Raw genomic sequence first — 12,932 nt, 5'->3', positions numbered from 1 at the left:
GCTGCAGGCGGCCGAAAAGAAAAAAGCGGCCGATGCACTCGGCCGCCTTTTTTTATTGATGGGTGGAAGGCTGTCAGCGGGCCCGCGCAATGTCCGGGAGCAGGCAGATGTCGCCGACCTGATCGGCGGGCTTCTGGCCCGGCTTGGCGGCCATCGCCACCGCGCCGGTCGTGGCCTTCGGAGCCTGGGCGGGGGCCGGCGCGATTGGTCTCTGTGTACCTTTGGCCATGCTGTTCACGGGGCTCGACGGGATCGGCGGGGCGACCCGCGTCCAGGTTTCGCCCCCGCACAGGAAGCCGAGCACACAGCCCTTGATTTCCAGGTGATCGGGATCGGTCGGGGTGATGGTCGAGCTGTAGAGCTGGCCGTCCTTGGCATTGTAGACTTGGCCCTCCCACGCCTCGGCGCCGGCCTTCTTCTTCATGTCGATCAGGATCGGCATGCCGAGCGTCGGCCGGCTCTGCCGGGCCGGATCGGGGTTGTTGCTGTCCCGCCCGCCCGGGGTCTTTTCCCAGGCCACCACGCCCCACATGCTGCCATTGCATTGTGCGACTCGGATATTGGCCACACCGTCGGCCACCCGCCAGTCGCCGGTCGGGTCGGCGGCCACAGCAGAAGAAATTCCTGCTGCGAACAACACTGCAGAGTATGTTATCGTTGTCGACATGAGATATCTAAGGCGATGCAACATTGGCAGAAACCCGTGCTTGCTTTGATGGTGCGAATGAGGGCAAAACGCCGCATTGCGCGTTTTCAGTTGACGTCACGTCCATCAACCGAAGTATGTAGCCGATGCTAAAACCCAATCTAGACGTTTCCGAGATGTTTGTGGAGCGCCAAGCGCAGCGCAGCACGATGCACTCTCGGCATCTGAACGAGCAGCTTGTCCGCGTTCTAAAGACGATTGGATATGATGTTGGGTTCCAGAAGGGGCAAGGGCAATATCTCTACGATCGCGATGGAGCCCGCTATCTCGACCTGCTGAGTGGTTTTGGCGTCTTTGCAATCGGTCGCAATCATCCCACCTTGCGGGACGCTCTGAAGAGCGTCCTCGATAGCGATCTTCCGAATCTCGTGCAGCTCGACGTCTCGACCCTGGCGGGCATTCTCGCCGAGCGGCTGCTGGAATATGTCCCGTATCTGGACAAGGTGTTCTTCGCCAATTCCGGCGCCGAGACCGTCGAGGCCGCGATCAAATTCGCGCGCGGCGCGACCGGCCGGCCGGGCATCGTCTATTGCGGGCACTCCTATCACGGCCTCACCTACGGCGCGCTGTCTCTGACGGAAGATTCGAACTTCCGCACCGGCTTCGAGCCGCTGCTGCCGGGCTGCACCGCCGTTCCGTTCAACGACCTCGCCGCCCTCGAGCAGGCGCTGTCCTCGCGCGAGATCGCGGCCTTCATCGTCGAACCGATCCAGGGCAAGGGCGTGAACATGCCCTCCGACGAGTTCCTGCCCGGCGCCGCTGCGCTGTGCAAGAAATACGGCTCGTTGTTCATCGCCGACGAGATCCAGACCGGCATGGGCCGCACCGGGCGGTTCCTCGCCGTGGAACACTGGAACGTCGAGCCCGACATGGTGCTGCTCTCGAAGGCACTGTCGGGCGGCCATGTGCCGGTCGGCGCGCTGCTCACGCGCAAGCAGATCTTCGACAAGATCTTCAACCGCATGGACCGCGCTGTCGTGCACGGCTCGACCTTCGCCAAGAACGACCTTGCGATGGCTGCGGGCATCGCGACGCTCGAGGTGATGAAGACCGAGAAGCTGGTCGAGGCCGCCGCCAAGCGCGGCGCCGAGCTGCGCCTGGCGCTGACGCGGATGGTGCCAGGTTATGAGCTGCTCAAGGAAGTGCGCGGCAAGGGCCTGATGATCGGCATCGAGTTCGGTCCGCCGAAATCACTCCGCCTCAAGGCGTCGTGGAACGTGCTCGAAAGCGCCAACAAGGGCCTGTTCTGCCAGCTGATCACGGTCCCGCTGTTCAAGGATCACAAAGTTCTGACCCAGGTCGCGGGCCACGGCCTGCACACGATCAAGCTCCTTCCACCCCTCACCATCACGGAAGAGGACTGCGCCTGGATCGAGCGCGCCTTCGACGACGTGATCGCCCAGAGCCACAAGGTGCCCGGCGCGATCTGGTCGCTGGGCAAGACCCTGGTCGACAACGCGATCCGCAAATCGGCGTGATGAGCGTGCAGGGTGGGCAAAGGCGCAAAGCTCGCGTCGCTTAGAACGAAGTCGCTCAGCTCCGCGCTGTGCATTACAGCGCCCTCGCCCCTTGCGGGAGAGGGCATGTAGGAGAGGGCGGCAAACGCGGTTGGGTGAGGGGTATCTCTCCTCGTGCGCCGCTCGCGGAGAGATACCCCTCACCCAACCTCCATGCGTGGATGGGCCGGAGATGCCCTCTCGCAAGGGGAGAGGGCGCACTCACTTGCATCGCGATTCGTCTCCAATGTTCACATAACGCAGGTACAAGCTACTCGAAAGCTCGTCTCAGCTGCTCGTGCTGATCGCCAGCTCGAACCGCTCGCCGAACTCCTGGAGCTCGTCGGCGCCGATATCGCTGATCGCCCAATAGCTGAGGCCGCGGTCGCGCCAACTGCGGATGTTGAAGCCCTGGATGGTGTCCATCCGCGCTGCGCGCCGCTCGAGCCCTGCGGTCTGCGCCACGAACAGATTGATGACGTGCTGGCGGCGGCGATAGACCACCGCGCCGATCGGGCGGGCGTCGACATAGTCGAGCCGTCCGCCGATCAGGGTGAATCCCTGAGCGGTGAGGTCTATCACCGGTGGCGCGACGTCGAGCCGGCCGTTGAACCAGGGCTTGACGGTGTGCTGGTCGGTCGAGATGACGTCGGTCAGGTGGCCGGCCTGCAGCGAGCGCAGATGCGCCGAGACGATCTCGGCCTCGATCCGCTGCTGGTCGTCATTGCGCAGCACGATCGCGACGAGGCCGGTGGCAGCCAGCGCCGACACGGCCGAGCCCATCGCAAAGCCCTTCAGCAGCGAGCGGCGGCTCGGCCGGACGGGGAGCGGCGTCACGACAGCCGGCTCAGCCGCCGGCAATGCGGCCTCGATGCGTTGGCGCAAGGCGGAGGGCGCCTTGTAGCTGAGGTCGGTGCTTGCGAGCATCTGCTTCATCTGCCTGATGGCGGCAAGCTCCGCGGCGCAGCGCGGGCAGGCAGCAACATGGGCTTCGACCTCCAGAGCGTGGCCGGCATCGAGCTCGCCGTCGGCCAGCGCATGGATCAGGATCTCGGCTTCATCGCAAGTCATGGCTGTGGCTCCTCCTGCGCGAGCCAGGCGGTGCGCAGCATCGCGCGGGCGCGGGCGAGGCGCGACATCACGGTGCCGACCGGTACGCCCGCGGCCTCCGCGATCTCGCGGTAGGACAGATTGTTGATCTCGCGCAGCACGAAGGTCTGGCGAAACGGCTCGGCCAGCGCGTCGATCATTCGCCGGATCGCCGACGCATCACGCTCGCGCAACACGGCGCCTTCCGGTGTCTCCGCGCTCTCCTGCCAGAGCGGCTGCTGCTCGGCTGTCTCCGGCGCATCGTCGAGCGCCTTGACCGGCGCGCCGGCACGGCGCGCGAATTCGGCGTGACAGACATTGCGCAGGATCGCGAACAGCCATGGCTTCATCGCAGGGCCGCGGTAGGTGTCGAAATGCTTCAGCGCGCGCAAATAGCATTCCTGCACGGCATCCTCGGCATCGGCTGGGTTGCGCAGCAGATAGCGCGCCAACGTGTAAACGTCGTCGAGATAGGGCAGCGCCGCGTCGCGGAAACGTCGCGCCTTGTCGGGATCGTCGCTCGTCGTTGTCACCGGTGGGGTCTCCGGCTCGGTTCGCGGTCGCACGGACCGGCCGTCGGCGCGCCGCCGACCGGTCCATGCGACGATGCTCATGCCCTGGTTCGAGATGCTACTCAACCTTGACCACCCCCGTCATGTGCGGATGCAGCGAGCAGAAATATTTGTAATCTCCGGCGGCTGCGAACGTGAAGGAGAAGCTGTCGTCGGTGTCGAGCGCTTTCGATCGGTATTTTCCGGCGGAGACCACCGTATGCGGGATATCGTCGTGATTGGTCCAGGTCACGGTGTCCCCGACCTTCACCGTCACTTGGGCCGGGGTGAAGGTGAAGTTGTCGATGGTGACCTTGATGGTCTCTGCACGCAGCGGCGTGGCGCCGAGAAGCAGCACGGCGACCAGGCCGGCGCCGCGAAGAACAGACTGGATCATCGCGTGTTCGTCCCTCAGCCCGCAAGCGGCGTGTCGATGATGGCGAGCCGTTCGGCGCCGACCTTGAAGTCGATGCTGGCAATGCCGAGCAGGCTGCGCAGCTTGGCGTCCTCGACCTTCATCGGGCCGGGCGAGGCAGCTGTGCCGGGTGCCGGCTGCGGGAACGCGGTCGAGCGCGCTGTGTGGAAGGTGACGTTGCCCTCGACCTTCTGCATCACCTGGTGGATGTGCCCGTTCAGCACCGTCACCGAGCCAAAGCCCTTCAGGGCGTCCAGCGCGCGGCCGCCATCCTCGGTGCCCCAGCCCCATTCCGGATACACCGTCCACAGCGGGATGTGCGCGAACACCACGATCGGGGTCGATTTCGAGCGGCCCTTGAGGTCCTGCTCCAGCCAGGCGAGCTGCTCGGCGCCGAGATTGCCGAGCCCGCCGGCCTTGAGATCGACGACGTTGACGAGGCCGATAAAGTGCACGCCATTGGCGTCGAACGAATACCAGCCGGCGCCGCGGCTGCCCTTGCCGTAGCGTTCCTTGTAGAGCTTGACGTCCTCGTCGAGGAAATCGTGCTCGCCCGGCACGTAATGCACGTCCAGCCGGGTCTGCGAGATGATGCGGTCGGCATCGTCGAACTCGGCCGCCTTCGACAGGTGCGAGATGTCGCCGGTGTGAATCATGAAGGAGGGCTTCACCGGCATCGCCTTGATCCGGTTCACGGCCTCCTCCAGCGTGCCGATCGCGTTGGGATTGGCCGGCTTGTCGAAACCGACATGGCTGTCGCTGATCTGCAGGAAGGTGAGGCCGGAGGCCTGTTGCTCGGCGGCCCGCGCTGCGTCGACGAGGCCGAGCGAGCGCGGCACGCCGCCGGAGAGGGTCCAGAGCACGCCGGTGCCGGCCCAGGTCATGCATTCCAACACTCTGCGGCGGCTGACGCCGTTCTCGTCTTGATCACCAAGGCTCATCATACTCTCCCGTTGCCCGTCATCGGGCTTGCGGGTGAGGAGAGTGGAGTCGGGGCGGCTTTATTCCCGACGTCCGTGGCCGATCTTGCGATGACGCGTTCGTGATCATGCCCCAGGGGCGCGCGGCTCTCCTTCTCAAGCAGGATATCGGCGAAGCGCCGCGCGAAATATATTGAGGTTCGGTGCCGCATGGCGGCGTCTGATGGACCGGAAGCATTTCGATGCATGACCGCGTGATCCCGAACCTCCAACAGGCCGATATGATGGCCGGCCGCATCGTCGGGCTCGACCGCGCCAGGACCTTCATCACGCTCTCGGTCGTGCTCTATCACTCCGCGATCAACTACACCTATTTCGGCCAGGGCGGCGACCGCATGCACTGGCTCGGCTTCGATCTGGTGGCGCTGTTCAACGACAGCTACTTCATGTCGTGCATGTTCTTCCTTTCCGGCCTGTTCGTGCCGGCGAGCTTGGCCAAGCGTGGCGCTTCTGATTATGTTGGGCGCCGCGTGCTTCGGCTCGGCGTGCCCTACATCGTCTCGATCTTCGTCATCATGCCGATCGCCTATTATCGCTACTATGTGGCCGAGGATCAGTTCACCACGGTGTGGTGGCGCATGATCAGTGAAGGTCCGTGGCCGTCGGGCTCGGCCTGGTTTCTCGGCGTGCTGCTGGTGTTCGACGTCGTCGCGGTGCTCGCATGGCTGGCGGCGCCGCGGGCATTCGGTACGCTCGGCAGGTTGGCGGAGGCGTTGCAGCGCCGGCCGATCGCCGGCTTCCTGATCTTCCTGCTGATCGCGAACGCCGCCTATCTACCGCCGCATCTCTGGTTCGGCGACGGCGTATGGTTCATGCCGGGGCATTTCCCGCTGCCGCTGCAGGCGAGCCGGTCGCTGCTTTATCCGGTCTTCTTCATTGCCGGTGTGGCGATGGGGGCGGCTGGACTGACGACCGGGCCGTTCGCCGCTCAGGGCGCGCTGGTGCGGCGCTGGTTGGTCTGGTTCGCTCTGTCCTATGGCTGCTACGGCATGATCCTGTTCCTGGCCTACGCGCATCACAACTGGATCGCCGATTTCGATACCCCGCCGCTGTGGTGGCGTGCCGCCTACGGCAGCGCGGTCGCGAGCTTCTGCGCATCAATGGCGTTCGGCGTGCCGGCCTTCTTCCTGCGCTGGGCGCGCGCGCCGCTGACGCTGATGGACCGCATGCAGCCCTCCGCCTACGGCATCTACCTGCTGCACTTCCTGCCGCTGCTCTGGCTGCAATATCTGGTGTTTGACCCGGCCTGGCCTGCGGCCGTGAAGTTTGCGATCGTGCTGATCGGTACGCTGTCGGTGAGCTGGTTCGCAGCAACGCTGTTGCGGCGAACTCCGCTGGTGGCGCGGATCATCTAGGCCAACGTGCGGCGGCAGCTATCGTCGAACTCCTTACCGTGACACTCAGAGTCAATAAGACGAGGCTCGGTGCGAGTGAATGTGCCCTCTCCCCTTGTGGGAGAGGGCATGTAGGACGGTGCAGCAAGCTCGGTTGGGTGAGGGGTATGCCTCAACGAGCGTCGCTCGCGGAGAGATACCCCTCACCCAACCGCGGGCGTGGATAGGCCGGAGATGCCCTCTCCCACAAGGGGAGAGGGCGCTGTATCGCACAGCGCCGTCTGTCAAAATTATCGGAGGCGGATGGAGGCACAGCGCCCAAAAACTCAGCGCAACGCGGGCTGCATCGCATGCGTGGCTTTTTGCTCACCCCTACGATTCCGGCACGACCGTCAGCGCCCATCCTCTAAAATCATCATCGCCGCCTTTTCCGCGATCATCGCCGTGGGCGTGTTGGTGTTGCCCGACGTAATCGTCGGCATGATCGAGGCGTCGGCGATGCGCAGGCGGTCGATGCCGTAGAACCGCAGCCGTTCGTCGACCACCGCCATCGGATCGTCCGCCGTGCCCATCTTCGCCGTGCCCACAGGGTGAAAGATCGTGGTGCCGATGTCGCCGGCGGCCTTGGCGAGCGCGGCGTCGTCGTCGCCCACGGACGGGCCCGGCAGATATTCCTCCGGCTGATACGGCGCGAGCGCGCTCTGTTTCATCAGCCGGCGCGTGACGCGGATGGCATCGGCTGCGACCTGGCGGTCGTCTTCCGTGGCCAGATAGTTCGGCGCGATCGAGGGCGCTTCGTCGATCCCGGCGGAGCGGATACGCACGGTCCCGCGCGAGGTCGGACGCAGGTTGCAGGCGCTGACGGTGATCGCCGGGAAACGATGCAGGGGATCGCCGAATTTGTCGAGCGACAGCGGCTGCACGTGGAATTGGATGTTGGCGCGATCGCGCCTCGGATCCGAGCGCGTGAAGATGCCGAGCTGTGACGGCGCCATGGTCAGAGGCCCGCGGCGGCGGAAGGCGTAGTCGAGCCCCATCAGGCCGCGACGGAGCAGCGAGTAGTAGGTCTCGTTCAGCGTCTTCACGCCCGACACCTTGTAGATCGCGCGCTGCTGCAGATGGTCCTGCAGATTGCGGCCGACGCCGGGCTTGTCAATGACGACATCGATGCCGAGCTCCGAGAGCCAATCCGCCGGTCCGATGCCCGAGCGCTGCAGCACCTGCACCGAGCCGATCGAGCCCGCGCTCAGGATCACCTCGCCCTTGGTGCGGGCCTCGATCGTCTCGCCGTTCTGCTGGAAGCGCACGCCGACGGCGCGGCCCTTCTCGATGATCAGACGATCCACCAGCACCTGCGTTTCCAGCCGCAGGTTCGATCTGTTCAGCGCCGGCTTGAGAAAACCTCGCGCGGAGGACCAGCGCCGGCCGCGCTTCTGGTTGACGTGGAAGTAGCTGATGCCTTCATTGTCGCCGGTATTGAAATCCGGGATGCGGCGGATGCCCATCTGCTCGGCGGCGTCGCCGACTGCGTCGAGCACCGCCCAGGAGAGCCGCGGCGCCTCGATGCGCCAGCCGCCGCCGGCGCCATGGTGCTCGCTCTCGCCGAGGAAGTGGTCCTCCAGCCGCCGGAACACCGGCAGCACGTCGGAATAGGACCAGCCGGAGAGACCCAGCTGCCGCCAATGGTCGTAGTCGGCGGCCTGGCCGCGCATCGAGATCATGGCGTTGATCGCCGAGCAGCCGCCGATCACCTTGCCGCGGGGATAGGCCAGCGAACGGCCGTTCAGGCCCGGCTCGGCCTCGGTGCGAAACATCCAGTCGGAGCGCGGATTGCCAATCGCGAAGAGGTAGCCGACCGGAATATGGAACCAGATCCAATTGTCGTTGCCGCCGGCCTCCAGGATCAGGACGCGGGTGTTCGGATCGGCCGACAGGCGGTTGGCGAGGATGCAGCCGGCGGTGCCGGCGCCCACCACGATATGGTCGTAATCCCCCGTGAGCTGTCTCGGCATCGGCATTCCCTTCCCATCGTTGGGAGGCTTTTAGTCAGCCGGGGCCGCGCCGGACAAGCGCCACGTTCATGGCTGGTTGACCCAGCCATGAGACAGGCGCAGCCTGAATGTTGGGCGGTGCGAGTTTTGCATGCTAAAACGGCGCAAATATCCCTTTGGAGTTACGAGATTCCCCATGCCCATCGTCAACCGCGTCGCCGATCTGCAGCCCGATATCCAGGCCTGGAGGCGGGATATCCATTCGCATCCCGAGCTGCTGTACGACGTGCACCGGACCGCCTCCTTCGTGGCCGATCGGCTGCGCGAGTTCGGCTGTGACGAGGTCGCGACGGGACTCGGCAAGACCGGCGTGGTCGGCGTCATCAAGGGCCGGAAGCCCGGCGCTGGCGACGTCAAGGTGCTCGGCCTGCGCGCCGACATGGATGCGCTGCCGATCGAGGAGATCACGGGGCTGCCTTACGCGTCGAAGACCCCGGGCAAGATGCATGCCTGCGGCCATGACGGCCACACCGCGATGCTCTTGGGCGCCGCGCGCTATCTCGCCGAGACCCGCAACTTCGCCGGCGAGGTCGCCGTCATTTTCCAGCCCGCCGAGGAGGGCGGCGCCGGCGCCGATGCGATGATCAAGGACGGCCTGATCGAGCGCTTCAAGATCGACCAGGTCTACGGCATGCACAACGGACCGGGGCTGCCGATCGGCGCCTTCGCGATCCGCCAGGGCGCGCTGATGGCCTCGACCGACTCGGTCGACATCACCATCGAGGGCCATGGCGGCCATGCCGCCAAGCCGCACAATTGCATCGACTCGCTCATGGTCGGAGCCCAGCTCGTCACGGCGCTGCAGCAGATCGTGGCGCGCAACGTCGACCCGCTCGAGGCGGCCGTGCTTTCGATCTGCGAGTTTCACGCCGGCAATGCCCGCAACGTGATCCCGCACAGCGCGGTGCTGCGCGGCACCGTACGGACGCTGACGCCGAAGGTGCGGGAGCTGATGGAAAAGCGTGTCCGCGAGGTCGTCACCGGCGTCGCCCAGATGACCGGCGCCAGGATCAATCTGGACTACACGCGCGGCTATCCCGTGGTCGTCAATCATCCCGAGCAGACCGAGATCGCCATCCGAGCCGCCAAGGAGGTCGCGGGCGATGCCAACGTGCATGAGATGCCGCCGATGATGGGCGGCGAGGATTTCGCCTACATGCTCGAAGCCCGCCCCGGCGCCTTCATCTTCGTCGGCAACGGCGATAGCGCCGGCCTGCATCACCCCGCCTACAATTTCAACGACGAGGCGATCGTCTACGGCACCTCGTTCTTCATCAAGGTGGTGGAGAACACGCTGGCGGCGTGAGCTGTTCGCACCTGCTTGCTTGTCATGGCCGGGCTTGTCCCGCCTGCGGGGCCGAAGCCCCTCCGGCGCGGCGCAGGCCCGGCCATTTGCGTTTCAGCCGGGCGTCACGCCGCGTGCGCGCGCTTGAGCGCGGCGGCGGCGACCTTCAGGTCCTTGACGAAGAGCTCATACTCCCGCGCCTTGGCCTCGGCGTCGGGCAGCCGCAAGAGATACGACGGGTGCACCGTGATCATCGCCTGGGGACCGTCGGGCAGGTCGACGATCTGGCCGCGGTTCTTGGTGACCTGCGTGATCTTGCCGAACACCGACTGCGCGGCGGTCGCGCCCATCGCCACGACCAGGGCGGGGCGGACGGCGGCGAGCTCGCGCTCGTACCACGGGCGGCAGGCCTTGATCTCTGGCGTCGCCGGCTTCTGGTGCAGCCGGATCTTGCCTCTGGCTACGAACTTGAAATGCTTCACCGCATTGGTGACGTAGACCTTGCTCCGGTCGATGCCGGCCTCTTCCAGCGCGCGGTCGAGCATCTGGCCGGCCGGGCCGACGAAGGGGTGGCCGGCGAGGTCCTCCTTGTCGCCGGGCTGCTCGCCGACCAGCATCAGCGGCGCATGCGCCGGGCCCTCGCCGAACACGGTCTGCGTGGCGTCCTTCCACAGCGGGCAGGCGCGGCAGCCGGCGGCCTCTTCACGCAACGTCTGAAGATCGGTCGGCTCGACATCATGTGAGGTCTGAGCAGCAGCATGCGCGTGGGCTTTAGGCGTGCGGGTCATCGCGGTCTCCTCGACGCGTTTCTGCGGCTTGTGCGGTTCGGTGCCAGGCTCGGCGATCATCGCGGATGTGCGCCTGGACGCGGCTGCGATCAGCGGCTGGATCAGCTTGGCTTCAGGCAGGTTCTGCCAGTATTTCTTCGGCATCTCCTTTTCCATCGCCTTCACTTTCAGCCGTGCCGGATTGAAAATGCTGGCGTAATAGCGCAGCCAGACCTCTTCGAGCCGGTCTTCAGTGGGTGCTTCGGCCTTGCTAACACCTGACGTGAACGAGACGCGGCTGCCGTCCCAATGCGCTGAGAGTTCGGGCGTCAGGATCGACCAGGGCATATCGGCGAAGCGGCTGGCGAAGAACGGCGCGGCGCGCTCGACGATGTGGTGCTCCGGCTCGAACCAGGCCACGTAGCGGGCCTCGCGCTCGCGGCCGACCTCGCGGAAGCGGACGAAGGCATGCATCTTGTGAACGTCGCGGCGCACGGCGCGCGCCAGCGCGTTGGCCTGCGCGACATCGGGATCGGTCGCGATCTCCATCAGGTCGTGGTTGGTGCGCAGACGCCACAGCAGGCGATAGAGCAGGGTGAAGCGGGTGGGATCGCTGTGCAGGATCGCGCTCTCGGCCAGCTCCATGAAGCTGGCCGGCACCGAGAACGCGCCCTTGGGCACCTCGGGCAGCTGCGTCTCGGCCTCATCGTCGAACAGATCGGGCGCTGCGCCCTTGACGCGCCAGGTCACATCCGCCGGCCTGACATCGTTCATCGCCAGCGCCCGGGCGGCCTTGCGCCAGCCGTCGAAATCGGTGTCGCTGTCGAGGGTTACGACGTGCATCTCACCTCTCTCGTCATTGCGAGGAGCGAAGCGACGAAGCAATCCAGACGTCTCGTGCGGCCCCTGGATCGCGTCGCTGCGCTCGCGATGACGGCTTCTCCTAGAATCCAAATCCCAGCTGCTGCGGTTTCGGCCGCAGCCGGGCTCTGAGGCCGGCACCGTCGAGCAAAGACGGTGACGGCCGGTGATCGGAGAGAACGATGAACGGCAGCGCCTTGTTCCTGACAACGTTGAGCTGGGCGAGATCCGCAAAGCGGATCGTGGTGGTGCGGCGTGTGGCGAGGATGCGCTGCACGGTGCGGGTGCCGAATCCTGGCACGCGCAACAGCTCCTCGCGGCTGGCTTTGTTGATGTCGAGCGGGAAGCGGTCGCGGTGGCGCAACGCCCAGGCGAGCTTGGGGTCGATGTCGAGCGGCAGCATGCCTTCGTTCTCCTCGACGATCTCGTCGGCATCGAAGCCGTAGAACCGCATCAGCCAGTCGGCCTGGTAGAGCCGATGCTCGCGCACCAGAGGTGGCGCCTGCAGCGGCAGCGCGCGGCTGGCATCGGGGATCGGGCTGAAGGCCGAGTAATAGACGCGCTTGAGCTTATAGGCGCCGTAGAGATTGGCCGAGGTCGACAGGATGACGCGGTCGTTGGCCTCGTCGGCGCCGACGATCATCTGCGTGCTCTGGCCGGCCGGCGCAAAGCGCGGCGGCTTCGCCCGGCGCACCGTCTTCTTGGCCTCCGCCGTCTCGTCGAGCTTAAGCCGGAGACGGCCCATGGTGCGGCGGATCGCGCGCTGGTCCTTCTCGGGCGCGAGCTGCGTCAGGCTCTCTTCCAGCGGCGTCTCGATGTTGATGCTGAGCCGGTCGGCATATCTACCGGCCTCGGCGATCAGCGCCTCGTCGGCCTCCGGAATCGTCTTCAGATGGATGTAGCCACGGAAGCGATGCTCCTCGCGCAATTTGCGCGCGACGGAGACGACCTGCTCCATCGTGTAGTCGGGACTGCGGATGATGCCCGACGACAGGAACAGCCCCTCGATGTAGTTGCGGCGATAGAAGTCGATGGTGAGCTTCACCACCTCGTCGACCGTGAAGCGCGCGCGGGCGACATTGGAGGAGGCGCGGTTGACGCAATACAGGCAGTCGAAGTTGCAGGCGTTGGTCAGCAGAACCTTGAGCAGCGAGATGCAGCGCCCGTCCGGCGCATAGGAATGGCAGATGCCCATGCCGGGCGCGGTCGAGCCGAGCCCCTTGCCGTCGCGCGAGTCCCGCATCTCAGTACCGCTGGAGGCGCAGGACGCGTCATACTTGGCGGCATCGGCCAGGATCTCGAGTTTGCGCAGCAGCTCCATGGCTTTGAATCCCTTTGATTCCATTCGTTGAATCAGATCCGGGGCAATCCCGATTGACTCTCTCGAAGGCGTTAGC

At 65.5% G+C, this 12,932-nt stretch carries 11 protein-coding genes; 3 read left to right on the top strand and 8 right to left on the bottom strand.

All coding sequences use genetic code 11. From position 1 onward, the window contains the following. Positions 1-73: 73 nt before the first annotated feature. Entirely contained in the window at positions 74-691 is a 618-nt protein-coding gene (locus S58_RS24410; RefSeq protein ID WP_042340192.1) for a DUF2147 domain-containing protein, read from the bottom strand. A 101-nt stretch (positions 692-792) separates the two neighbouring features. On the opposite strand from S58_RS24410, the gene hpnO reads away from it, so the two are divergent. Continuing rightward, the gene (gene hpnO / locus S58_RS24405; RefSeq protein ID WP_015668053.1) at positions 793-2,184 is read left to right on the top strand and encodes an aminobacteriohopanetriol synthase HpnO; all 1,392 of its coding nucleotides are present in this window, start codon (positions 793-795) and stop codon (positions 2,182-2,184) included. Between the two features lie 306 nt (positions 2,185-2,490). Here the strand turns inward: hpnO and S58_RS24400 are convergent, their stop codons facing one another. From S58_RS24400 to S58_RS24385, 4 genes are all read right to left on the bottom strand, one after another. Beyond that, entirely contained in the window at positions 2,491-3,273 is a 783-nt protein-coding gene (locus S58_RS24400; RefSeq protein WP_015668052.1) for an anti-sigma factor family protein, read from the bottom strand. Next, complete coding sequence (locus S58_RS24395) at positions 3,270-3,824, bottom strand: sigma-70 family RNA polymerase sigma factor (protein ID WP_042340901.1); 555 nt, start codon at positions 3,822-3,824, stop codon at positions 3,270-3,272. Before S58_RS24395 ends, S58_RS24400 begins: the two co-directional genes overlap by 4 nt. A gap of 97 nt (positions 3,825-3,921) precedes the next feature. After that, positions 3,922-4,239 (bottom strand): cupredoxin domain-containing protein, encoded by a 318-nt coding sequence (locus S58_RS24390; protein WP_015668050.1) that lies wholly within the window; start codon positions 4,237-4,239, stop codon positions 3,922-3,924. 14 nt (positions 4,240-4,253) lie between these two features. After that, complete coding sequence (locus S58_RS24385) at positions 4,254-5,198, bottom strand: metallophosphoesterase family protein (protein ID WP_015668049.1); 945 nt, start codon at positions 5,196-5,198, stop codon at positions 4,254-4,256. A gap of 221 nt (positions 5,199-5,419) precedes the next feature. Here S58_RS24385 and S58_RS24380 point away from each other — a divergent pair, with 221 nt between their 5' ends. Next, a complete protein-coding gene (locus S58_RS24380) occupies positions 5,420-6,592 on the top strand; it encodes an acyltransferase family protein (protein WP_015668048.1) in 1,173 nt (390 codons plus the stop codon). A 371-nt stretch (positions 6,593-6,963) separates the two neighbouring features. Here S58_RS24380 and S58_RS24375 read toward each other — a convergent pair whose 3' ends face one another. Continuing rightward, on the bottom strand, positions 6,964-8,583 hold the full coding sequence (locus S58_RS24375) for a GMC family oxidoreductase (RefSeq protein WP_042340900.1): 1,620 nt from the start codon (positions 8,581-8,583) through the stop codon (positions 6,964-6,966). 175 nt (positions 8,584-8,758) lie between these two features. Between S58_RS24375 and S58_RS24370 the strand changes: the two genes are divergently transcribed. Further along, positions 8,759-9,928 (top strand): M20 aminoacylase family protein, encoded by a 1,170-nt coding sequence (locus S58_RS24370; protein WP_015668046.1) that lies wholly within the window; start codon positions 8,759-8,761, stop codon positions 9,926-9,928. A gap of 104 nt (positions 9,929-10,032) precedes the next feature. On the opposite strand, the gene S58_RS24365 is transcribed toward S58_RS24370, so the two are convergent. Together S58_RS24365 and S58_RS24360 are read right to left on the bottom strand one after the other, a co-directional pair. Continuing rightward, positions 10,033-11,517, bottom strand: coding sequence for a UdgX family uracil-DNA binding protein (locus S58_RS24365; RefSeq protein WP_015668045.1), 1,485 nt, complete (start codon positions 11,515-11,517; stop codon positions 10,033-10,035). A gap of 100 nt (positions 11,518-11,617) precedes the next feature. Next, a complete protein-coding gene (locus S58_RS24360; RefSeq protein WP_015668044.1) occupies positions 11,618-12,856 on the bottom strand; it encodes a putative DNA modification/repair radical SAM protein in 1,239 nt (412 codons plus the stop codon). Between the last annotated feature and the right edge of the window lie 76 nt (positions 12,857-12,932).

Source organism: Bradyrhizobium oligotrophicum S58, from assembly GCF_000344805.1.
Lineage (GTDB): Bacteria > Pseudomonadota > Alphaproteobacteria > Rhizobiales > Xanthobacteraceae > Bradyrhizobium > Bradyrhizobium oligotrophicum.
Note: the sequence above shows the minus strand (reverse complement) of the source record. Positions and strands in the feature narration are given on the sequence as shown.